Below are 21,457 nucleotides of genomic sequence, written 5' to 3' on the forward strand. Positions count from 1 at the left end.
GGGTGACTCGGAACGGGGGGATGCTCAGCCGGGGTCCGCCGCCAGCGCACGGGCGCGGGCCCGCACGAAGACCTCCTCGGCGCCGCCGGGGTCGTCGGGCGTACGGGAGCGGCAGGCCCAGGGCAGCGAGGTGAAGTACGGGCCCAGCTCGCGGAACACCTCGGCCGCGTCGGCGAACCGGAGTGCCCCCCACAGGGCGTGCGCCAGGTGGTTGAGATCGGGCAGGGTGCGGCCGGCGGCGGGGGAACGGCGGTACCAGACCTCAAGGGCGCGCACCGCCTCCCGCTCGGCGTCCTCGGTGACCCAGTGCAGATCGAGGGCCTTGTCGTGGTCGTGCTCGCGGCGGTAGCGCTCGACCCGGACGTACAGCGGGAGCACATGGAGGGCCGAGCCCTCGGGCGCCGTGGACGACGCCCACTGAACGAAGTTCACCGCCTCGGAGAGCGTGCCGCCCGCCCTGCGCGCGTACACGAACTGGAGCATCCGGTGGTACGCCTCGCGGTTGTGCGGGTCCCGCCGGTCGGCCTCCGCCAGCAGCCCCCACGGGCCGGGGAACAGCATGGGCCCGGGCGGCGGGAGCCGGTGCTCCGCGAGGCGCTGGTCGTCGTCCAGCTGGGACAGGGCCAGCAGGCACACCCAGGGCACCGGGTCGGCCGGTGCGGCGTGCGCCGCCGCACGGCACGCCTCCCACGCCTCCTGCCAGAGCTCCCGGCCGCTGGGGTGGCCCGAGCGGTTGGCCCGTACCGCGCGCTCCACGGCGACCCGGGCGCGCATCACGGCCCCCGCGGCGCTCTCCGGCTCCTCGGTCAGCCAGGTCCGTATCGCGTCCGTCCCCGCCGCGACCGCGCCGAGGACCTGGGTGCGCTGGGTCCACCGGGCCCAGTCCGGAGTGCCCGCCAGCAGGTCGCGCATGGCGATCCAGCGACCGGTGCGCAAGTCCTGTAACGCCGCTCGGAGTTCATTGTCGTGGCCGGCCGGATGGTAAACCGGCCGGAATTCACCGTTGGCCATGGACGCGCTCGGGACGGGGTGCTGAATTCATCGATCCTCAGGGACTATTGCGGCGGGATTATTGCGGCGGAGAAACAGTTGAAGAACGAACCGCTTTCGGGCTTCCGGTTGCTGCCCGGCGGTGAGTGTAGAGCCCTTTGCGCGGAACTCTCGAACGAATCATTGATTCCACCCAAGTCGCTTGCTGGTTACTCGTGTTGGCACCTTCCCGCCCCCTTCGAAAGGTTCCGGACAGACGGCCGGCGCGCGCTTGACGTAACCGCTGGGCTGCACCACTCTGGGTGGCCGCGACCGAAGATCACGATTCCGTTCGAGCCCTCGGGCTCGCGTACCGCTGGAGAACCGATGACAGGCCCGGTGCTGGCAATCGACCAGGGCACATCGGGAACGAAAGCGCTGGTGATCTGTCCCGAGCGCGGCGTGACCGGTTCCGGTTCCGCCCCCGTACGGCCCCGCTACGGTCCCGGCGGAGCCGTCGAGGCGGACCCGGCCGCATTACTCGCCTCGGTCGTCGCGGCAGGCCGGCAGGCGCTGGCCGAATCGGGCGGCACCGTCGACGCCGTCGGGCTCGCCAACCAGGGCGAGACGGTCCTCGCCTGGGACCCGGCCACCGGGCGGCCGCTCACCGAGGCCATCGTCTGGCAGGACCGCCGCGCCGCGGACGTCTGCGCGGAACTCGCGCCCCGCGGCGACGAACTTCACCAGCTCACCGGACTCCCTCTCGACCCGTACTTCGCCGCGCCGAAGATGGCCTGGATTCGCCGCGAACTGACCCGCGAGGGCGTCGTCACCACCAGCGACGCGTGGCTCGTCCACCAGCTCACCGGCGCGTTCGTCACGGACGCCGCCACCGCCGGACGCACCCAGCTCCTCGACCTGGACCGCGTCGCCTGGTCACCGGCCGCGCTGGAGGCGTACGGCCTCGGCGACGAGCGGCTGCCGACCGTGACCGACGCCGCCGGAACCTTCGGTACGACGGGGGTCTTCGGCGGCGACCTCCCGCTCACCGGGCTCCTGGTCGACCAGCAGGCGGCCCTGCTCGCCCAGAGCGCCCTGGACCCGTCCGTCGCCAAGTGCACCTACGGGACCGGTGCGTTCCTCCTCGCCGGGACCGGCACCACGCCGCGCCGCAGCACCGGCGGACTGGTCAGCTGCGTGGCCTGGCGGCTCGCCGGGCGCACCAGCTACTGCCTGGACGGCCAGATCTACACGGCGGCCTCGGCGGTGCGCTGGCTCACGGACCTCGGGGTGATCGCGGGCGCCGCCGACCTCGACCCGGTCGGCGCCACCGTCCCCGACACCGGCGGCGTCACCTTCGTCCCCGCACTCGCCGGCCTCGCCGCCCCCTGGTGGCGGAGCGACCTGCGCGGCTCGGTCACCGGGCTCGGCCTGGACACCTCGGCCGGGCACCTGGTGCGCGCCCTGTGCGAGGGGATCGCCGCCCAGGTGGCCGAGCTGGCTGCCGCGGTCACCGCCGACCGGGGCACCCCCCTGTCCGTCCTGCGCGTCGACGGCGGCCTCACCCGCTCCGCCCTCCTCATGCAGACCCAGGCCGACCTGCTGCAACGCCCGGTCGAGGTGTCCGCGCTCCCCGACGTCACCGCGCTCGGCGTCGGCGCGGTGGCCCGCATGGGCGCCGACCCCACGCTCCCGCTCGCCCGGGCCGTCCCCGACTGGAAACCGGCCGCGGTCTACGAACCCCGCATCGGCCCGGACGAGGCGGCCGAACGCCTCGCGAGGTTCCGGACCGCCGTGCGCGGGCTGCTGGAGCGGGCATGAGCGACCGGGTACACCGTGCTCCGAGGGGCGTGAGCACCACGTGGTAAGTCCCGCCACGCCCACCGTCACCCGCGCCGCGGACCCGCTCCCCGACGAACCGCCGTACGACGTCACCGTCATCGGTGCCGGAGTCGTCGGCACCGCCATCGCCCGCGAACTGGCCCGCCACCCCTTGCGCACCGCCCTCGTCGAGGCCACGGACGACATCGCCAACGGCACCTCCAAGGCCAACACCGCCATCCTGCACACCGGGTTCGACGCCGCCCCCGGCACCCTGGAGGCCCGCCTCGTCCGCGAGGGACAGCGGCTGCTCTCCGCGTACGCCGCCCGCACCGGCATCCCCGTCGAACGCGTCGGCGCCCTCCTCGTCGCCTGGGACCGGGAACAACTCGACGCCCTGCCCGCCCTGCTGGCCAAGGCCGAGCGCAACGGCTACCACGCGGCCCGGCTGCTGGACGCCGAGGAGACCGCCGCCCGCGAACCGCACCTCGGGCCCGGCGCGCTCGGCGCCCTGGAGATCCCCGACGAAGCCGTCATCTGCCCCTGGACCACCCCGCTCGCCTACGCCACCGAAGCCGTCCTGGCCGGGGTCCACCTCCATCTCGACTGCCCCGTCCAGGACCTCGCGTACGCCGGGGGCCTGCACACCCTCACCACCGCCCGGGGCACCCTGCGCACCCGCCTGCTCATCAACGCCGCCGGGCTGCACGCCGACGCGATCGACCGGCTGCTGGGCCTCGACACCTTCACCGTGCGCCCGCGCCGGGGCCAGCTCATCGTCTTCGACAAGCTCGCCCGCGACCTGGTCCGCCACATCCTGCTGCCCGTCCCCACCGCCGCCGGCAAGGGCGTCCTCGTCGCGCCGACCGTCTTCGGCAACGTCCTGCTCGGCCCCACCGCCGAGGACCTGGACGACAAGGACGCCACCGAGTCCACCGCCGAAGGGCTCGCCCTGCTGCGGGAGAAGGGCCGCCGCATCCTGCCCCGGCTGCTCGACGAAGAGGTCACCGCCGTCTACGCGGGCCTGCGCGCCGCCACCGGCCAGGAGGACTACCGGATCACGGCCCACCCGGACCGGGCCCTCATCACCGTCGGCGGCATCCGCTCCACCGGGCTCACCGCCTCCATGGCCATCGCCGAGTACGTCGTCTCCCTGCTCCCCGACGCCGGACTCGACCCGGGGGAGCCCGCCGAACCGGCCCCCCTCACCCTGCCCGGTCTCGGGGAGACCTCCGAGCGCCCCTACCTCGACGCCGGTCTGATCGCGCGCGATCCCGCGTACGGCACGGTCGTCTGCCACTGCGAACGCGTTACGGAGGGCGAGATCCGCGACGCCCTCGCCTCGGTGCTCCCGGCGCGCTCGGCCGCGGGGCTCGCCCGCAGGACCCGGGCCGGCAACGGACGCTGCCAGGGCTTCCACTGCGGGGCCGCGCTCCGCGCCCGGATCGAGGAGGCCCGCCCATGACCCGCCGCGAACGCCTCGTCGACGTACTGATCGTCGGCGCCGGACCGGCCGGCCTCGCGGCGGCGGCCGGTCTCGCCGCCGCCGGGGTGCCGCGCGTCGAGGTGCTGGAGCGCGACCAGGAGCCGGGCGGCATCCCCAGGCACTGCGCCCACGGCGGATTCGGTACGCGCGCGAGCGGCGATCTCACCGGTCCCGCGTACGCCCTGCGCCGCGCGGCCGAGGCCCGCACGGCCGGCGCCACGCTTCGCACCGGCATCACGGTCACCGGCTGGGCCGGGCCCCGTACCCTCGACGCCACCGGCCCCGGCGGCCTGGAACGCATCACCGCCCGGGCCGTCGTCCTCGCCACCGGCGCCCGCGAGCGCCCCCGCGCCGCCCGGCTCGTCCCCGGCACCCGCCCGGCAGGCGTCTACACCACCGGCGAACTCCAGCAGTCCGTCCACCTCCACCACCAGCCCATCGGCACCCGCGCCGTGGTCGTCGGCGACGAACCGGTCGGCCTCGCCGCTGCCGACACCCTGCGCACCGCCGGGGTCCGCCTCGTCGCCCGCGTCACGGAGCACCCGCCCCGCCCCTTCGCCGCCGTACGCCCGTCCGGCGGCGCACCCCTGCTCACCCGCACCACCGTCACCGCGCTGACCGGCCGCCCCCGCCTCACCGGCGTCCGCGTGCGCCACGCGGACGGGCGGACCGCCACCCTGGCCTGCGACACCGTGGTCTTCACCGCCGACTGGATCCCCGAGCACGAACTGGCCCGGCGCGGCGGCCTCCCGATGGACCCCGGGACCAGGGGACCCGCGCACGACCCCGCGTACCGCACCGGACAGCCCGGGGTCTTCGCCGTAGGGAACCTCCTGCACGGCGGGGAGAGCGCGGCCACCGCCGCCCGCGAGGGCCGGGCCGTCACCGGGGCCGTGCTGGCCCACCTGGACACCCGCAGCTGGCCCACCGGCGGGGCGCCCCTCGCCGTCGCCGCACCGCTGGAATGGGCCGCCCCCAACCTCATTGGGCCCGGCGGGCGCCGGCTCCTGCTGCGGACGGGCCGACGGCTGGCCGCACCGCTGCTCGTCGTCAGCCAGGACGGGGCGCTGCTGCACCGTGGACGCCTGGCGCGGTCCGTCGCGCCGGGACGCTCCTTCTCCCTGAGCGCCCACTGGCTGCGACGCGTCGATCCGCAGGGCGGCACGGTGCACCTCCGGATCGCCTGACCCCGTACCGCTCAGGGAATCAGCAGCCAGTCCGCGCTGATCGCGGCGACCAGCCCGACGGCCAGCAGCCAGCTTCCGAGCCGGGTGCGGCCGTTCCGGCTCAGCTCGATCACGATCCCGCAGAGGATCAGCGCCAGCCCGTACACCCCGACCACCAGGACGGAGGCGCGGCTCGCGAGCCGCAGCCCGAGCACCACCGCCATCGCCACCATGCCGACCGAGGAGAGCACGATGCGCAGCCGTCTCGCCTGGCGCGGGGTCAGCCGGCGCTCGCCGGTGTCCTCGCCCTCCGCCGCGAGACCGCCCTCGACGTCGTCCGCGAGGTCGTCCTGGACGTCCTCGGCCGGGTCCTCGGCGGTGGTTTCGGCGGTGTCCTCGGCTATCGGGGCGTCCACGGCTCGGTCCTGGTCAGAAGTGCTCATGACGCGGGATCGTAATGGTTCCACCCCGGCCTGTTCGCCGTTGTCAACCAACACCGTCGAAACCAGGCCGAGTTGTGGTTCACGGTTGTTCCGCCCGCAGCCTCGGTGCCTCCGCCGCCGCGTCCACCGGCCCCGCGCCCGGACGCTCCACCCGCGCCGCCAGGCCCCGCGCCCAGCCGGTGAGCTCCCCGAGCCCCATCCCGTGCGCCTCGCTCGTCCCGCACGCCTCCAGCGCCGCCGCGCCGCGCCGCAGCAGCCGTGCCCCGCCGGTCGCGTTGCCCCGTGCGGCATGGGTCAGGCCCACGGCCAGCTGGGCGAGCCCGCGCCACAACTCCCGCTCCGACTCCGGGCCCGACTTCCAGGCGTCCTCGAAGACCTCGTGCGCGTGGAACGGCATGCCCGCGTCCAGCAGCCGCTGCGCCTCCCGGACGGTCTCACCGGCGGTGCGTTCGACCCCCTCCGGCTGGCGTTCCACCCCCGGCGTCCCGTACGGCAGCGGGCGCCCCAGCCCGTCACGGGGGCGCGCGTTGTGCGCCCGTCCCTCGGAATCCCGGTCCCTGCGTGTCTCGTTCACGCCCCCGATTGTGCCCCGCACCTGCGGCGAACTGTCCGAACCACTGTCCGTGGGACCCCGCGCGCGACTAGGCTCGACCACCATGGTCACGACTTTGGGGGAGGGTAGGCATGAAGCCGTCCCGGCCGCTTTATGAGCGCGAACCGGAACTCGCCACTGCCGCACAAGCCATCGACTCGCTCTGCGGGGCACAGGCCACCGGCGGGCTGCTGATCTACAGCGGCGAGGCAGGCATCGGCAAGACCGCGCTCCTGGACGAGATCCGGGCCATGGCGGCGGACCGGTGCACCATCTGGTCGGCACGCGGCGGTGAGACGGTCACCTCGGTGCCGTTCCACGTCGTACGGCAGCTGCTCCAGCCGGCCCTGGGCCAGTTCCCGCCCGACGACGTACGGGCCCTGTTCGGCCCCTGGTTCGACAGCGCCGCCCCGGCCCTGGGGCTCGCCGAGCCCTCCGGCCCGCAGCCCGATCCGCAGGGTGTCCGCGACGGCCTCGACTACGTCGTGAAGCGGCTCGCCTCCCGGCTCAGCCACCGTCCGCTGCTCCTCATCATCGACGACGCCCACTGGGCGGACGGCGAGTCCCTGGCCTGGCTCTCCTCGTTCACCGCCCGCCTCGGCGACCTGCGCGTGCTCGTCGTCCAGGCCCACCGCCCCGAGGAGCTGGCCGCCCGCGAGGCCGCGCGCAACGCGGCCGACGGCCACCCCGCGCAGATCCGCGTCGCCCTGCGCGCCCTCACCCCGGACGCCACCGCCGAACTGGTCCGCGCCACCCTCGGCGAGCACGCCGACGACCCGTTCTGCCGTGAGGTCTGGGCCGTCACCGGCGGCAATCCCTACGAGGCGGTCGAGCTCGTCGCCAAGGTCCAGGACAAGGAGCTGGCCCCGCTGGAGGAGTCCGCCGGGCTCCTGCGTGAACTCGGCGCCTCCGCCCGGGGCAGCGGCCTCGTCGCCCGCCTCGAACGGCTGGGCACCAACGCCAACCGGTTCGCCTGGGCGGCCGCCGTCCTCGGCACCGACATCTCCCAGGACGTCGCCGCGTCCCTGGCCGGGATGAGCTCCGCCGAGGCCGCGGACTGCACGGCCCGGCTGCGCGAGGCCCGTATCGTCACCGGCTTCGACCCGCTGGAGTTCGTGCACCCGCTGATCGCCTCGGCCGTCTACCGCTCCATCCCGCCCGCCACCCGCACCGCGATGCACGGGCGGGCCGCCTGGGCCATCACCAACGCCGGGCTCGGCCCCGCCGCGGCCTCCCGCCACCTGCTCGAAGTCCACCCGGATGACGACCAGGAACTCGTCGCACAGCTGCGGGCCGCCGCGAACCAGCACCTCGCCGTCGGCGCCCCCGAGGCCGCCCGGCGCTGCCTGGAACGCGCGCTCGAAGAGCCGCCGCGCCACGACGTACGCGCCACCCTGCTGTACGAGCTGGGCTGCGCGACGCTGCTCAGCTCCCCGGCCACCACCGTGCAGCACCTGCGCGCCGCCCTGGACATGCCGGGCCTGGTGGACGAGCTGCGGGTGGACGCCACGTTCCGGCTCGCCGCCGCGCTGTCCCACAACAACCAGCTCAAGGAAGCGGCCCTGGCCCTCGCGGCCGAGGCCGAGCGCACGGCACCGGGACCCGGCCTGATGCGGCTCCAGGCCGCCCACTTCCTCTGGGAGGGCATGCAGGCCACCGAGGAGGACGGCCCCGGCCGTTCGCGCCGGCTCGCCGCCAACGCCGACCACCTCAAGGGCCGGGACAACGCCGAACGCGCCCTGCTCACGCTCCGCGCCTTCGACGCCATGCTGCGCGGCGAGAACGCCGAGGTCGTCGTCGACTTCTGCGAGCGCGCCCTGGTGAACGGCCACCCCGCACGCGGACTCGGCTGGACCGACTCCGAGTGGGGCTTCGAGCTCCCCACCATGGTCGGGATCACCTACGCCTTCACGGACCAGCTCGACCGCGCCGAGGAGCTGTTCGGCGAGGCGGTCCGGGCCTTCGAGATCTCCGGCTGGAGTGGCGCCCACCTCGCCTTCGCGCACACCCTGCTCGGCCTGGTCCACCGCCGCCGGGGCCGCCTCGCCGAGGCGGAGGGCTTCCTGCGCGAGGGACTGCGCCTCGCGGACCGCGTCGGCAGCGGGCTCCCCGTCCACTGGGACGCGGCCTGCCTGCTCATCGACACCCTGCTCGCCCGGGGCCGGGTCCCCGAGGCCCGCAAGGTCGCCGACCAGTACGACTTCGGTCTGCCGTACCCGAGCGCCATGGTGCTGCCGGACGCGCCGTGCGTCCGGGGCCGCCTGTTGCTGGCCGAAGGCCGTACGAAGGAAGCGGTGACCGAGCTGGAGGCGGCCGGGCGCTCGCTGGAACCGCGTGGCAGGTTCAACGGCATCTGGGGCCCCTGGGCCGGCGACCTGGCCCGTGCCCTCGCCGACGAGGACCCCGGCCGCGCCGCCCAGCTCGCCAACACGGCCCGGGTCCACGCGGAGCGCTTCGGCACGGAGACCGCGATCGGCGAGGCCCTGCGCTGCGTGGCCCTCTTCGCGCGCCCGGAGGAGTCCGTGCACCTCCTCGGCGAGGCGGTCCGCCATCTGGAAGCGTCACCCTCCGGTTACGAGTTCGCCCAGGCCCTGGTCGACTACGGCATCGCCACCCGCTCGCCCCGCGAACTGGCCCGCGCCCACAAGCTGGCCACCGCCTGCGGCGCGGAAGGACTGGCCGCCCGCGCCCAGCAGGCACGCGCGTCGATCCGGTCCACCGAGTGAGGTAATGTTTTCCCTGCAGCCACCACCCGGCAGGACCGGGGAAGCGGCAGCGGGACGTGGCGCAGCTTGGTAGCGCACTTGACTGGGGGTCAAGGGGTCGCAGGTTCAAATCCTGTCGTCCCGACTCATAGGAGTCGCAGGTCAAAGGCCGGTTTCGGGATCTTCCGAGACCGGCCTTCGATCGTTTTCGGGGACCGGCTGGGAAGTCTCCGTCGCACGAGGCTCCCGGGGGGACTCGCAGGACGGGGCGTAAGTGTGCGACGGTGGGCTGACACGAGACCGACCGTCGGCCCCGCCACGGGTGACGGTCTTTCGGGGAGCCGGGCGTTGCCCCCGTCCCGGGCATCCGGCCCCCTGCCATCGTCGTAGCCCCCCCCCACGGGGGTGCTTCGCCCTTGGGCTCAACAACCCCCGGAAGGGGGCGCGCCCACCATGGACATCATCACCGCCGTCCACGGCACATCCGCACGCATCACCCCGTGCGGCGACATCGACTCCGACACCCTCACCCCGCTGCGCGCGGCGGCCTCCGCGCTCCCGGCCCACGTCACCGACGTGCAGTGGGATCTGCACGGCACACCCTTCATGGACGTCTCCGGCCTCCACCTCCTGCTGCCTCCGCAGGCGCGGGAAGGCGCCCCGGAGCGCAGGATCACCGTGACCGGACTTCAGCCCCAGCCCCTGCGCCTGCTGCTCCTCGCGGCCGACATGAGCCCCGGCACCTTCGGCCCCGACCGGCTGACCGCGACACCCGCCGGGTCCTGACCGCCCGGCCCGCCTCAGCCCCGTACCAGACGGCGCAACGCACGGCGGGCCAGCGGCGCGTACGCGACCACGACCGGGGCGGGCCCGTCGAGGCGCAGCTCCGCCTCCGTGCCGGACGGCATACGGGCCCGGACGCCGTGCCACAGACGCATCCGTACGGGCCCCATCCGGACGCTCCACTGCCAGGTACGGGCCCGATGGTCGACGGCCTCGACAACGAAGTCGACGCCCGGCCCCACCACGGGCACCACCCGCCCCCGCATGCCCGCCCGCAGCTCCGCCTCCGCCTCCACGGCCCGGATCTGTGGGGCCCATGAGCTCCAGGCGGCGGTCCGGACGTACCGCTTCCACACCGCTTCCACAGGCGCCGCACCCACCGCGCGTACCGTTCTTCTCACCCTTCCAGCATGCGCACGGAAGCCCCGAGCGCGCCGGTCGGCGGGCCGTCCGCTAAAAGGGTTCGGCGGTTCGCAGGAGGTCCGGCGGCAGGTAGGGGCTGTCCACGCGGATCGCCCACCCGCGACGGCGGGCGTGGCAGGCCAGGGCGAGCACGTCCAGGTTGACGGAGGCGTCGGGGTCGTCACCTCGGTCGGCGACCTGATGGTGCGCCCGGTGGGCTTCGAGCGCGTCGGCCAGGGCGAGGTTGAAGCTCTCCTCGTCACCCTCCACGAGTTGGGAGAGCAGCACGGCGGGCGGCATGGGGAAGCCCCGGTCCTTGGCCTTCTCGGTCTCCCGCAGCGCCAGCTGAGCGGCCGTTTCGGGGTCATCGCCCGTCAAGTAGGCGTGGAGGGCCTTGCGGTACGCGGCGAACGCGGACCCGTCCGGCTGCGCGAAGACGGGGCCGGTGAGGACCAGCGGAGCAAGGTCCTCCCGTGCCCCGGTGATCAGGGCGAAGGAGACGGCCGTCTGCCAGTGGCCCGCAGTTGCCCTGTCGCCCCGCTCGGCCGCACAGCGGAGGGTGTGCCCGTCGATGACCACCTCGACGTCGGTGCCGGGTTCCGCCCTCGCGATGCGGAACAGCGCCGCCCCCAGCCGGGAGGCCAGGCGGATCGCGGCGAGCTGGGCGCCCGTGTCGTTGCCGGGGTTGCCCGCCCGCCACTTGAAGAGGCGCTCCTGGTCGTTCATCGCCTTGCCGAGACGCCAGACGGCGAGGCGCCCTTCCTCGTCGTCGGAGGCGGCGAATGCCTTCCGGAGGTTCTTCTCGTACAGGGCCTCGACCTGCGGAAGCCCCTCGCGCTCGCAGGCGGGCCGCTCCACCGTCAGCGGACCCGCGGCGAGCGCGGCGACGGCGTCCGGCCGCCGGTCCCGGCCGAGTCCCCCGACCCTCGGGCCCCGGGTCTCGAAGCCGGTGACCAGCGCGTGCGGCAGGTAGTCCGAGGCGACGGCGGGTGTCCAGCCCAGCGTCCTGTACGCGAGCGCGGCGAGAGCGAGGGGGACCAGCGGGAGCAGGGTGCTCGGGGAAGCGGCAGGGCTCTGCCGGGCGGAGTGCCGCGTCAGCAGACCGGCGAGCGCGGTGTCGAAGGCGTCCCGGTCCTCGGCGACCAGGGTGCGCAACGCGTGGAGTGCCAGGCTGTCCGGCTGATCGAGGAGTGGCCGCCCGGTCTCCGCGGCGCGGGTGCGGACGCGCTCCAGGGCCGCGTCGACGGCGGCCAGCTTGTGCTGGGTGCTCGGTGGGTATTGGTCCTCGTCGCCGGTGTCGTCCAGGACCACGGCCGTCAGCCCGGTGACGAGTTCGCCCACGGGTGTGCCCTGGGCCTCCGCGGCGAACTTCTGCCGGGCGAAGTGGAATGCCTCGCCGTGCCAGTGGGCCTTGTCCCTGAGGACGGCCAGGCAGAGGGCGTCGATCCAGTCCCAGGCGGTCACGCTCTCCTCGGGGGCGTCCTCGCCCGGCTCGTAACTCATGCCGAAGTTCACGTAGTCCAGGAACACGTGGAAGCTGCAGTGCGGGTGGTAGGCGGCGTAGGCGACCGATCCCGCCGCGGCTTCCGAGGCGTCCTTGAGGGCTGCCTTCGCCTCCGATGTGTCGAGATCCGGGGTCTCCACGGAGAGGGCGCCCAGGTAGTCGAGGAACTCGTCGGCGATCATCCTCCACTCGTAGGTGGTCATCCGGTCCGCCTTCGACATGGACCGGACCTGGCTCCCGATCCGGTTCGTGAAGTCCGTACGCGCTGCCGATACGGCGGCCCGGCCCACCTGGTGACGCTCTATTCGCACTGCCCCGCTCCTTGATCGATCTCCGCGACAGCCTAAGTCCCGGGGGAGTCCCGGTCCGGGGCGAACGGTCCGGACAGGGCTGCCCATTGCAGGAGCATGATGGTCTTGCCGTCGGTGATGCGGCCGTCGCGGGTCATGGCGAGGGCCTCGGCAAAGGGAAGTTCGAGTACTTCGATGTCCTCGCCCTCCTCCTCGACACCGCCGCCCGCTCCGGTCCGGTCGGCCGGGGTGTAGGGGGCGGCGAAGAAGTGGAGGCGCTCGGTGACGGAGCCCGGGCTCATGTAGGCGTCGAGCACGGGGACGAGCTCGCCGATACGGATGCCGAGCTCCTCGGCGCCCTCGCGGCGGATCGCGGTGTACGGGTCCTGCTCGTCCAGCAGCCCGGCGGCGGCCTCGATCAGCATGCCGTCGGGGTGGCCGTTCACGTACGCCGGGTAGCGGAACTGGCGGGTCAGCAGGACACGGCCGCGCTCCGTGTCGTAGGGCAGGACGACGGCGCCGTTGCCCCGGTCGTAGGTCTCGCGCTGCTGGGTCTCCCACCGCCCGTCGCGACGCCGGTAGTCGAAGGTGGTCCGGCGCAGCACGTGCCAGCCCTGGGAGGTGAGTTCGACGTCGCGTATCCGGACACCGGGGTTGCGGTCGAGGTCCCGTCCGGCGAGATGGAGCCCGGTGCGGCCGCGGTGATCCGGGGCGTCGACGCCCGGGATGCCGTTCGAGCCGGGGTGGGGCAGAGGTGTGTCGGTCATGGCGGCTAAGATACATGCAGAAACGTGCAAGAATAGGAAGGAACGTGAATGCTGGCAGCTGAACGACGCGAGCACCTGCTCGATCTGCTCGCCCGTACGGGAAAGATCGTGGCCAAGGACGTCGCCGCCGAACTGGGCATCTCCGAGGACAGCGTGCGGCGCGATCTCCGCGACCTGGCCGCCGAGGGCTTGTGCCAGCGGGTGTACGGGGGTGCGCTGCCCGCCTCGCCCGCGGTGGTGGACTACGACGCCCGGCGGGCGGTGGCCCCGGACGGCAAGCGGCGGGTCGCCGCGGTGGCCGCGGCGCTGGTGCGGCCGGGCGGCTCGGTGATCCTCGACGGCGGCACCACCGCCCTCGCCGTGGCGCGGGCCCTGCCGGGCGACCTCGCCTGCACGGTGATCACGCACAGCCCGACGATCGCCACGGCCCTGATCGACCACCCGCGGGCCGAGCTGTTCCTTCTCGGGGGGCGCGTCTTCAAGCACTCGGCGGTCACCTGCGGCGCCGCCGCGGTCGAGGCCGCGCAGAACGTATCCGCCGACCTGTGCCTCCTCGGCGTCACCGGCGTCCACCCCGAGGCCGGGCTGACCACGGGGGACGCCGAGGAAGCGGCGATGAAGCGCGCCCTGTCCGCACGGGCCGCCGACACCTACATCCTTGCCTCCCGCGAGAAGATCGGTACGGCGTCCCCGTACCGCGTCCTGCCGTGGGAGAAGATCACCGGCCTGATCACCGACGCCGACCCCCGCGACCCGGTGATCGAACAACTCCGGACGCTCGGAGCGGAGGTCCTTGTGGCCGAGTGACGGGGCGTCAGGGCCGGTTCTGAAAGCGGACCTTGGTGGTTCTGCGGATGCGGGAACTTGGCATCGCGTGCGCGGATTCCTGGCAACCCGCGCAGACCTTCGCGGGTGCCCGGAACGGCTCGGGGGCCGTGTGACAGGCAGGCCCGATTCCGCGCCGCGCCACGTGGCTGAGCTGCTGCGGAGCTGTCACATACCCGATCTATTGTGTCCCTCGCGCCGCGTCGGTCCGGGGGAGGAACGACGCGTGGGGGCGCACATGACGAGGGGGGCTCTTGCATGTCGAACGCGAAGTCGGATCGGAAGAACCCGGCACCGGATGCCACGGATGCGGCCCGCGCCCAACTGGGCGCGGAGATGCGGAGGATCAAGGAGGGGGCGCAGCTCAGCTTCGGCGGTCTGGCCGACCGTACGCACTACAGCCGCTCCTCGTGGGAGAGGTTCCTCAATGGCAAGCAGCTGCCGACCCCCGTGGCGGTCGAGCAGTTGGCGGCGGTGGCGGGCACCCCGCCGGAACCGCTGCTCGACCTGCTGGCCAGGGCCGGCGCCCCGGTCGCGGACCCGGTGCCGGTCGTGGCCGGCCGGGACCGGCCCACGGTCACGCACACCGCCGCCGGTGACCCGGCCGCCGAGGGGCGGGCGCCGGGCGAGCGGCCCGGGGTCTCGTGGTGGCGGCGCTGCGCGGTGATCGGGTACATCGCGGCCGGTGCCCTGATGGGCTCGGTGGCGACCGGGCTGCTCTCCCCGTATCTCGCGGGCGCGGACCAGAGCCCGGACGCCGCCAAGACCCGCACCGAGAGCAGGAAGGCGAGCGGGCAGGGAGCGGACCTCGTGCCCGGCGCGGGCGACATCAAGGTCAAGTGCACGGCGGACACCTGCTGGCGCAACGACCCCCAGGCCATGGAGTGCCAGTGGGACGCGAAGACCGCCAAGAGCACCTATCTGCGCGGGATGCAGATCGAACTCCGCTACAGCGCCGCCTGCCAGGCGGTCTGGGGCCGGATCGAGGGCGGCGCCGTCGGTGACAAGGTGATCATCAAGGACGCCCGGGGGATGGAGCTGGACGCCTTCATCCGCTTCGAGCACGACTCGTACACCAAGATGCTCGGGGTCTCCAAGGAGGCGCCGCTCGACTCCATGAGCGTGTGCGGGGAGATCCCCTCCGAGAAGCAGATGCAGTGCGCGCCGACGGGGACGGCCAGGATGCCGTGACAGACCGGGCGCCGGGACCGCCGGTCCCGGCGCCCGGCCCGTCGAAGCGGTGCGCGCGGTAAATCGGTGGTGCGCCTCTCGGCGGGTCTTGTACGTTACCGACGCGCCCGCGCCCGGCGGTGCGCCCGGCTGCGGCTCCTTCCTTCTGACACTCCAAGTGACGCCGCCGCCATGCTCCTTGATCTCGCCGGGCGCGCGCGTCTCACCATCGCTCGAATCCGGGGGGATTCACTGCCTCGTCATTCCCGACGCGTCTCGAAGGTCTGGCCCGAGATGCTGGTGGCCCCGCATGTCTCCGCCGCCGCCCGCCACTTGACCGCCACCCGGCCCGTGCCCGGCTCCACCGCACGGGAGCCCCATACCTACGAGGGTGGCCCCGCATACATCCGGGAGCCCCGCGAGGAGCTCTTCCTCCTCGCCGTCGGCAACTTCGTCTCCCAGGACACCTTTTACGAGAGCGGCGCGGACCGCGACGACCGGTACACCGCCCTCGTCACCCGCCTCGCCGTCGAGCACCCCGCCTGGACGGCCGGGCTGCTCCGCTGGCTGCGTGGCGAGGGCAACATGCGCACCGCGTCCCTGGTCGGCGCCGCCGCGTACGTCCGCGCGCGGCTCGCCGCCGGGAGCAGCGAAGGGCCCTCCAACCGGTCCGTGGTCGACGCGGTGCTCCAACGGGCCGACGAACCCGGTGAACTGCTCGCGCACTGGATCGCGACGTACGGGCGCCAGGTGCCGCAGCCCGTGAAGCGGGGCGTCGCCGACGCCGTACGCAGGCTCTACACGTCCCGCTCCCTGCTGAAGTACGACACCGCGTCCCACGGCTTCCGCTTCGGTGACGTGCTCAACCTGGTGCACGCGTCCCCCGACCCGGCCAAGCCCTGGCAGGGCGCGCTCTTCCGGTACGCCCTGGACCGCCGCCACCACCCGGACCGGGCCACCGCCCCGGCCGCCGACCGGCTGCTCACCGCGCACCGGACGCTCCTGGACACCCCGGTGGACGAGCGGCGCGCCCTGATCACCGGCCCCGGCGGCCCGGAACGGCTCATCGAGGCGGGCATGACCTGGGAGTCCGTGGCCGGGTGGCTGCACGGGCCGATGGACGCCCCCGTCTGGGAGGCGCTGATCCCCGCCATGGGCCCGATGGCCCTCCTGCGCAACCTCCGCAACTTCGACCGGGCGGGCCTTCCGGACGAGGCCGCCGAGCGCGTCGCCGCCCGCATCGCGGACCCCGAAGAGGTCGCCCGTGCCCGGCAGTTCCCGTTCCGCTACCTCGCCGCCCACCAGCACGCCGCACCCCGCTGGGCCGCCGCGCTGGAAGCCGCCCTCGGCCACTGCCTGGCCAACGTGCCCGCGCTGCCCGGCCGCACCCTGGTCCTGGTGGACCGGTCCGACTCGATGTTCTGGGACACCCACTCCGAGCGCTCCCGGCTCAACCGGGCCGACGCGGCAGCCGTGTTCGGCACCGCGCTCGCCCTGCGCGCCGAGCAGGCGGACCTGGTGGAGTTCGGCTGGCGCAGCGCGCCGGTCCCGTACGCGCCCGGCGAACCGGTCCTCGACGTGCTGAAGCGGTTCCACACGCTCGGCGGCACCGATACCACGAAGGCGCTGCGCACCCACTACCGGGACCACGACCGGGTGCTTGTCGTCACCGACGAACAGGCCCTGCCCTACGCGCCCGGCGGCCCGGACCCCGTCCCGCGCGAGGTCCCCGTCCACACCTGGAACCTCGCCGGATACCGGCCCGCGCACGGCCCCCACGGCCCGAACCGGCACACTTTCGGCGGCCTCACCGACGCCGCGTTCCGGATGGCCGGGCTCATCGAGAACGGACGCCGGGCGGCCTGGCCGTGGACCGCCGAAGGGTGAGTCAGCGCGACCGGCGCAACCGCAGCGGGGCGTACACCACGAGCGCCACGAGGAACGCCACTCCGTACGCCAGGTCCGCCCCGTGCAGCGCCTCGGCGACCGGGCCCACGTACAGGCCGGTGCTCATGAACGGCACCGCCGCCGCGAAGGCCACGGCGAACGCGGCGAGCGCCGGCCACCACGGGCGCGGGCGGGCGTGCTCGGCCGCGAGGTCGACCGGGGCGCCCCGCCGGGCCCGGGCGCGGACCAGCCAGTCCACGGACACGATCGCCACGAAGCCGGGGATCCAGTAGCCGACGAGCAGCAGCACGTTCTGGAAGCGGGCGGTCGTGTCCGCCGCGTGCATCCACAGCACCAGCGGGAACCCCAGGGCGGCGGCGAGCGCCGCGGCCACCGGACGCGGCAGGCGCACCCCCATGGTCTGCAAGGCCAGCGAACCGCTGTAGTCGTTCATCGCGTTGCTGCACAGCGCGGCCAGCGCCACTGCGAGCAGCCCGAACGCCCCGAGCGCGCCTCCGCCGAGCAGCGAGTCGATGCCGCGCGCGGTCTGGTCCGTGAAGACCGACGCACCCCACAGCCCGATCGTCTGGACCGCCACGAACGAGGCGCTGATGCCGCCCAGCGTGCACCAGAACATGCGCGGCCGGGACGTCCCGCTCGGCAGATAGCGGCTGAAGTCGCTCGCGTACGGCGCCCAGGACAGCGCCAGACTCAGGGCGATGGTGCAGGTCAGGGTGAACGCACCGGCCCGGTCTGCGCCGTGCACGGCCGAAGTGGTCACCGGGTCCACCCCGTTCAGGAGCTTCGTGGCGAGCACGGCGAAGGCGGCGGCCAAGGCGAACGTCATCACCGTCTGGAGCCGGTGGATCACCTCGTAACCCAGCACCCCGAGCGCGCCCTGCGCGGCCATCATGACCAGGACCCCCAGCCAGAACGGCCAGCCGCACAGCTGCGCCAGCGCGTCCCCGCCGAACAGGCCGATCAGGGCGTCCCAGGCGATGGACGACAGCCACTGCAGGGCGCCCGGCAGTACGACGCCAGGACCGAACGCCAGCCGGGCGAGCGGCAGTTGCCCGGACCCGGTGCGGCTGCCCCAGGTGCCCAGATACGCCGTCGGCACGGCGCCGACGAGGGTGCCGAGCACGACGGCGGCGAGCGCGGTCGCGAAGTCCAGGCCGAGCGCGACGCCGACGGTGCCGGTGAAGACACCGGTCATGGTCAGGTTGGGCGCGAACCAGACGGTGAACAGCCGGCCCGCCCGGCCGTAGCGGCGGTCCTCGGGGACCGGGGCTATCCCGTTCGCCTCGACGCGCAGATCGCCGGGGGCGGTGGGCATGCGCCCGCCGAAGGCGGCGCGCTCGTCCTGGGCATACGGCAACGACATGAAGACATCCCTCCGCCAGTGCTAACTGGTTCAGGTTCGACGGGTGTGATCTCAGCCCCGTGCGGGGCACCCCGTGTCCGGTGTGGCGGCCAGAATAGCGCCGGCCCGTCCGATGTCGTCGCAGGGGTCAGCTGAAGAGCTTCGTCACGAACGCGTGGAGGTTGTCGACCGTGCGCGCGATCTGCTCCTCCGTGGTCAGGCTCTCCTTGAAACGGGCCCCGGAGTCCACCTTCTTCTTGCCGCGCACATACAGCGAGCAGGCCAGGTCGGTGCACATGTACAGGCCGACCGAATTGCCGTCACGCCCGGCGGGACCGGTCTTGCGGGCGGTCATCAGGGAGACCCCGCTGCCCGGATGCGTGGTCAGGCAGAGCGAGCACATGCTCCGGTGCAGGAAGCCGCGCTGCTGGGACGGGAAGCGCAGCGAGATCCCGGCATGCCTGCCGTCGTGCTCGGTGACGATGTAGCTGCGTCCCGGCGCGGACAGGTCGCGCCAGCCGAGGAAGTCGAGGTCGTCCCACGGCAACTCCTCGAAGTCGCGGGGGAGCGGCAGACGCTTGGCTTCCCCCTTGGAGCAATTCACGAACGATGAGCGGATGTCCTGCTCGGTCAGGGCCTTCATACCCACGAAGCTAACTCTGCCTATGGTCCCTAGGCAAACGATTAATTTGATTAGGTGCTCACCTGGGGCTACTCGGTCGCGAGGGGGAGCCGGTGCACGGGCGGATGCGGGATGCCGAGGTCCGGGCGCCAGGTCGCGAGGATCTGCGCCGAGGGGTCGAAGAGCGGCGACGGGAGCGCGTCGAGCGGGGTCCACTCCCAGGTGCTGATCAGATGCGGTTCGGTCACCCGCGCCGTGCCGGTGTCCACGCGCACCAGGGCGGCCATCGTCACGCGGTTGATCCCGCCGAGGGCGTCGTGCAGCATCGCGAAGACGGTGACCTCGTCCTCGGGGACCGTCAGCCCGGTCTCCTCACGCAGCTCGCGCACGGCGGCCGCCGCGACGGACTCCGGCACCGGGTCGACCTTGCCGCCGGGCAGTTCCCAGGTGCCGCTGTGGTGCCGGCCGAGCAGGATCCGGCCCTGCGCGTCCTGCACGATCACCCCGACCCCCAGCGCGGCCTGGGCCTTGGGCGGCCGGGTGTTACGGGACGGGGCGAGGGGGTTCTCGGTGGTCATGCTGTCCTCCGAAGGGGGCGGGGCGGTGGGTGTTGAGGAGCCTACGGGGACACCGCGTCCGCCCCCCCGCGCTCATACCGCCAGCCGCAGCGAGGTCTCCGAGACGCCGAGCCGTATGCTCTGCCCCCACGTCAGCTCCAGCGCGTCCGCCTCCATCCCGTCGCCGAACACCACCACCCGGTCCGACTCCACGGTCAGCCGCAGCCCCTGCCCGGGTCCCAGCTCCCCCGCGACGAACGACGTCCCGGTCGACGGCGAGGGCCACGCCTCCCGGACGAACCAGAGCAGCCGGGGATCGGCGGGCCCGGGCAGCGGGAGGGTGCTGTGGCGCTCCTGCCAGAGCGAGCGCAGCCAGCCGGTCGCCCCGGTGCCAGTGCCGACCAGGACGCCGGAGGACGCCTGCGGCTCGGCGGGGGAGTCGGCCGTGTCGGGCCCGAGCCGGTAGCGGGCCGTCTGGTGGCCGGGCGGGCCGAGGTAGACCTCGTTCAGGGCGAGCAGCCGCTGCGTGTCGTCGGCCACCGCCTCCACCATCGTCAGCGCGTCGGCCCGCCCGCCCGGCGCCACGGCCGCCCGCATCAGCGCCGCCGCGTCGGCCGGGCGGTGGCGCACCAGGACGCCGGGGTTGCGGCCCGGATCGGTGTCGATGCCGATGACCGGCTGGCCGGAGAGGTACTTCGCGGCGTTGGCGACCAGGCCGTCCTGCCCGACGACCACCACCACGTCCTCCGGCGCGAACAGGAACCGGTCCAGGTCGGCCCGCTCCACCCGGCAGTGCCGCCAGGTGAGCGGAACGGCCGCCGCCACATCCGCCAGGGCCTGCCGGGTCCGCTCGTGCCGCCGGGCCACCTCCTCGATGGACCGGCCCCGCGCGGCCAGGAGGAACGCGGCCTGGCCGTGCGTGCCGTGGCGGGCCAGCAGCTCCTCGTACTCCGTGGTGCGGTGGACGAGGACCGCCCGCGGGGCCAGGCTCACGCCCCGGCCTCCGGCCGGCCCAGCTTGCTGAGCAGGCCCGTGAGCACGTCCGGCGACAGGGTGAGGCTGTCGATGTGCGGCAGGTTCTCGGCGAGCCGGGTGGCCGCCAGCGCGTGCAGCGTCGCGGCCTCCACCTCGCCGTGCGCCCGCAGCCACGCCGCCTGCGCCTCGGCGCGCGCCGCACCCACCTGGCGGGCCGCCTCCGCCTCGGCCCCCGCGAGCCGCACCGTGCGGGCGGCCTCCGCCTCGGCGCGCACCCCGTCGGCGGCGGCGCCCTCCTCGGCCTCCCGGCGGGCGTTGGTGCCGCGCTGCTCGACCAGCTGCTCCTCGCGCCGGGCGAGCTCGATCTGGCTGGCGAGCTCGTTCTCGGCGATGGTCCGCTCGCGCTCGACGGCCACGGCGCGCCGCTCGTACGTGGCCCGGTCGGCCTCCTGCTGGATCTGCTCGCGGGCGGGGGTGCGCAGGGCGCGCTCCACCTCGGCCTCGGGGCGGATGGCGACGACGCGGACGGCCACCACGTCGATGCCGGTGGCGGGGAGCCTCGGCTCGGCGGCGAGACCGGCCGCCACCCGCTCGCGGACGGCGGCGACCCCGTCGACCAGGGCGCCGGCCAGCGGGGTGCGGGCCAGCACGTCGAGGGTGTGCTGCTGGGCGGTCTCGGTGAGCAGGGTGGCGATCTGTTCGAGGGGCGCGCCGCGCCAGGCCCCGGTGTCCGGGTCGACGGAGAAGTCGAGGCGGGCGGCCGCCTCGGCCGGGTCGCTGATCCGGTAGGTGACCGTGGCCTGGACCGTGACGTCCTGGAAGTCGGAGGTGCGCGCGTGGAACGCCATGGCCAGCTCGCGGTCGTTGACCGGCACCTCGGAGAGCGCGGCGCTCAGCGACCGGTACCAGAAGCTCAGTCCGGCCCCGTCGTGGGTCAGCTTGCCGCGCTTGTGGTGGCGGATGTGCGCGGTGGGCGCCGAGCGGAGATGGCGCCAGCCGAAGCGGCGGGTGATGTCGGCCATGGGGACCCCCTGGTGTCGTTTTCGTCATGACGACGATAAGCGGAATCCCGCCTTATCGTCAAGAGGACGAATAAAGGAGGTTCCGGGTACGCGAACGGCCGGTGACTT

At 73.8% G+C, this 21,457-nt stretch carries 19 protein-coding genes, 1 tRNA gene and 1 riboswitch; of the genes, 9 read left to right on the forward strand and 11 right to left on the reverse strand.

What is annotated here, in order from left to right:
- Positions 1-24: 24 nt before the first annotated feature.
- Entirely contained in the window at positions 25-1,011 is a 987-nt protein-coding gene (locus AMK18_RS04915) for a hypothetical protein (protein WP_073861766.1), read from the reverse strand.
- Positions 1,012-1,356: 345 nt separating this feature from the next.
- Between AMK18_RS04915 and AMK18_RS04920 the strand changes: the two genes are divergently transcribed.
- From AMK18_RS04920 to AMK18_RS04930, 3 genes are read left to right on the forward strand one after another with little or no spacing between them, the layout of a single operon-like run.
- The gene (locus tag AMK18_RS04920) at positions 1,357-2,790 is read left to right on the forward strand and encodes an FGGY family carbohydrate kinase (RefSeq protein ID WP_073861767.1); all 1,434 of its coding nucleotides are present in this window, start codon (positions 1,357-1,359) and stop codon (positions 2,788-2,790) included.
- Between the two features lie 40 nt (positions 2,791-2,830).
- Positions 2,831-4,255 (forward strand): NAD(P)/FAD-dependent oxidoreductase, encoded by a 1,425-nt coding sequence (locus tag AMK18_RS04925; protein WP_073861768.1) that lies wholly within the window; start codon positions 2,831-2,833, stop codon positions 4,253-4,255.
- Positions 4,252-5,463 (forward strand): NAD(P)/FAD-dependent oxidoreductase, encoded by a 1,212-nt coding sequence (locus tag AMK18_RS04930; RefSeq protein ID WP_073861769.1) that lies wholly within the window; start codon positions 4,252-4,254, stop codon positions 5,461-5,463. The genes AMK18_RS04925 and AMK18_RS04930 overlap by 4 nt, the downstream gene beginning before the upstream one ends.
- A gap of 11 nt (positions 5,464-5,474) precedes the next feature.
- Here AMK18_RS04930 and AMK18_RS04935 read toward each other — a convergent pair whose 3' ends face one another.
- Both AMK18_RS04935 and AMK18_RS04940 read right to left on the reverse strand, forming a co-directional pair.
- The gene (locus AMK18_RS04935) at positions 5,475-5,885 is read right to left on the reverse strand and encodes a hypothetical protein (protein ID WP_198956938.1); all 411 of its coding nucleotides are present in this window, start codon (positions 5,883-5,885) and stop codon (positions 5,475-5,477) included.
- 79 nt (positions 5,886-5,964) lie between these two features.
- The gene (locus AMK18_RS04940; protein WP_073861771.1) at positions 5,965-6,459 is read right to left on the reverse strand and encodes a DUF309 domain-containing protein; all 495 of its coding nucleotides are present in this window, start codon (positions 6,457-6,459) and stop codon (positions 5,965-5,967) included.
- 110 nt (positions 6,460-6,569) lie between these two features.
- Here AMK18_RS04940 and AMK18_RS04945 point away from each other — a divergent pair, with 110 nt between their 5' ends.
- The 3 genes from AMK18_RS04945 (at position 6,570) to AMK18_RS04955 (ending at position 9,968) form a co-directional block, all read left to right on the forward strand.
- Entirely contained in the window at positions 6,570-9,203 is a 2,634-nt protein-coding gene (locus AMK18_RS04945) for an ATP-binding protein (RefSeq protein ID WP_020207234.1), read from the forward strand.
- A gap of 50 nt (positions 9,204-9,253) precedes the next feature.
- Positions 9,254-9,327 (forward strand) — tRNA-Pro (locus AMK18_RS04950).
- 308 nt (positions 9,328-9,635) lie between these two features.
- Positions 9,636-9,968 (forward strand): STAS domain-containing protein, encoded by a 333-nt coding sequence (locus AMK18_RS04955; RefSeq protein WP_073861772.1) that lies wholly within the window; start codon positions 9,636-9,638, stop codon positions 9,966-9,968.
- A gap of 14 nt (positions 9,969-9,982) precedes the next feature.
- Here the strand turns inward: AMK18_RS04955 and AMK18_RS04960 are convergent, their stop codons facing one another.
- From AMK18_RS04960 to AMK18_RS04970, 3 genes are all read right to left on the reverse strand, one after another.
- A complete protein-coding gene (locus tag AMK18_RS04960) occupies positions 9,983-10,330 on the reverse strand; it encodes an SRPBCC family protein (protein ID WP_198956957.1) in 348 nt (115 codons plus the stop codon).
- 88 nt (positions 10,331-10,418) lie between these two features.
- Positions 10,419-12,161: an immunity 49 family protein gene (locus tag AMK18_RS04965; RefSeq protein WP_073861774.1), complete on the reverse strand. Its 1,743-nt coding sequence runs from the start codon at positions 12,159-12,161 to the stop codon at positions 10,419-10,421.
- Positions 12,162-12,214: 53 nt separating this feature from the next.
- The gene (locus AMK18_RS04970; RefSeq protein ID WP_073861775.1) at positions 12,215-12,928 is read right to left on the reverse strand and encodes an NUDIX domain-containing protein; all 714 of its coding nucleotides are present in this window, start codon (positions 12,926-12,928) and stop codon (positions 12,215-12,217) included.
- A 48-nt stretch (positions 12,929-12,976) separates the two neighbouring features.
- Here AMK18_RS04970 and AMK18_RS04975 point away from each other — a divergent pair, with 48 nt between their 5' ends.
- The 3 genes from AMK18_RS04975 (at position 12,977) to AMK18_RS04985 (ending at position 16,810) form a co-directional block, all read left to right on the forward strand.
- A complete protein-coding gene (locus AMK18_RS04975) occupies positions 12,977-13,735 on the forward strand; it encodes a DeoR/GlpR family DNA-binding transcription regulator (RefSeq protein WP_073861776.1) in 759 nt (252 codons plus the stop codon).
- 276 nt (positions 13,736-14,011) lie between these two features.
- Positions 14,012-14,944 (forward strand): helix-turn-helix domain-containing protein, encoded by a 933-nt coding sequence (locus AMK18_RS04980; protein ID WP_073861777.1) that lies wholly within the window; start codon positions 14,012-14,014, stop codon positions 14,942-14,944.
- A gap of 273 nt (positions 14,945-15,217) precedes the next feature.
- On the forward strand, positions 15,218-16,810 hold the full coding sequence (locus AMK18_RS04985; protein WP_079199221.1) for a TROVE domain-containing protein: 1,593 nt from the start codon (positions 15,218-15,220) through the stop codon (positions 16,808-16,810).
- 1 nt (position 16,811) lies between these two features.
- On the opposite strand, the gene AMK18_RS04990 is transcribed toward AMK18_RS04985, so the two are convergent.
- The 5 genes from AMK18_RS04990 to AMK18_RS05010 form a co-directional block, all read right to left on the reverse strand.
- A complete protein-coding gene (locus AMK18_RS04990) occupies positions 16,812-18,194 on the reverse strand; it encodes a purine-cytosine permease family protein (protein ID WP_073861778.1) in 1,383 nt (460 codons plus the stop codon).
- Positions 18,185-18,278: riboswitch (TPP riboswitch) on the reverse strand. Its footprint overlaps the gene before it by 10 nt.
- Positions 18,279-18,321: 43 nt before the next feature.
- On the reverse strand, positions 18,322-18,816 hold the full coding sequence (locus tag AMK18_RS04995; RefSeq protein WP_018100049.1) for an FBP domain-containing protein: 495 nt from the start codon (positions 18,814-18,816) through the stop codon (positions 18,322-18,324).
- 68 nt (positions 18,817-18,884) lie between these two features.
- A complete protein-coding gene (locus AMK18_RS05000; RefSeq protein ID WP_073861779.1) occupies positions 18,885-19,373 on the reverse strand; it encodes a nucleotide triphosphate diphosphatase NUDT15 in 489 nt (162 codons plus the stop codon).
- 72 nt (positions 19,374-19,445) lie between these two features.
- Positions 19,446-20,345, reverse strand: coding sequence for an NAD(+)/NADH kinase (locus AMK18_RS05005; protein ID WP_073861780.1), 900 nt, complete (start codon positions 20,343-20,345; stop codon positions 19,446-19,448).
- Entirely contained in the window at positions 20,342-21,349 is a 1,008-nt protein-coding gene (locus AMK18_RS05010; RefSeq protein ID WP_018100046.1) for an SPFH domain-containing protein, read from the reverse strand. Before AMK18_RS05010 ends, AMK18_RS05005 begins: the two co-directional genes overlap by 4 nt.
- Positions 21,350-21,457: the final 108 nt, after the last annotated feature.

Source organism: Streptomyces sp. CB01249, from assembly GCF_001905735.1.
Lineage (GTDB): Bacteria > Actinomycetota > Actinomycetes > Streptomycetales > Streptomycetaceae > Streptomyces.

Coding starts and splice junctions, on each gene's coding strand:
- AMK18_RS04985 (WP_079199221.1), top strand. CDS start 15,218: ATGCTGGTGGCCCCGCATGTCTCCGCCGCCGCCCGCCACTTGACCGCC.
- AMK18_RS04980 (WP_073861777.1), top strand. CDS start 14,012: ATGTCGAACGCGAAGTCGGATCGGAAGAACCCGGCACCGGATGCCACG.
- AMK18_RS05000 (WP_073861779.1), bottom strand. CDS start 19,373: ATGACCACCGAGAACCCCCTCGCCCCGTCCCGTAACACCCGGCCGCCC.
- AMK18_RS04975 (WP_073861776.1), top strand. CDS start 12,977: ATGCTGGCAGCTGAACGACGCGAGCACCTGCTCGATCTGCTCGCCCGT.
- AMK18_RS04920 (WP_073861767.1), top strand. CDS start 1,357: ATGACAGGCCCGGTGCTGGCAATCGACCAGGGCACATCGGGAACGAAA.
- AMK18_RS04995 (WP_018100049.1), bottom strand. CDS start 18,816: ATGAAGGCCCTGACCGAGCAGGACATCCGCTCATCGTTCGTGAATTGC.
- AMK18_RS04930 (WP_073861769.1), top strand. CDS start 4,252: ATGACCCGCCGCGAACGCCTCGTCGACGTACTGATCGTCGGCGCCGGA.
- AMK18_RS04955 (WP_073861772.1), top strand. CDS start 9,636: ATGGACATCATCACCGCCGTCCACGGCACATCCGCACGCATCACCCCG.
- AMK18_RS05010 (WP_018100046.1), bottom strand. CDS start 21,349: ATGGCCGACATCACCCGCCGCTTCGGCTGGCGCCATCTCCGCTCGGCG.
- AMK18_RS04915 (WP_073861766.1), bottom strand. CDS start 1,011: ATGGCCAACGGTGAATTCCGGCCGGTTTACCATCCGGCCGGCCACGAC.
- AMK18_RS04970 (WP_073861775.1), bottom strand. CDS start 12,928: ATGACCGACACACCTCTGCCCCACCCCGGCTCGAACGGCATCCCGGGC.
- AMK18_RS04945 (WP_020207234.1), top strand. CDS start 6,570: ATGAAGCCGTCCCGGCCGCTTTATGAGCGCGAACCGGAACTCGCCACT.
- AMK18_RS04935 (WP_198956938.1), bottom strand. CDS start 5,885: ATGAGCACTTCTGACCAGGACCGAGCCGTGGACGCCCCGATAGCCGAG.
- AMK18_RS04990 (WP_073861778.1), bottom strand. CDS start 18,194: ATGTCGTTGCCGTATGCCCAGGACGAGCGCGCCGCCTTCGGCGGGCGC.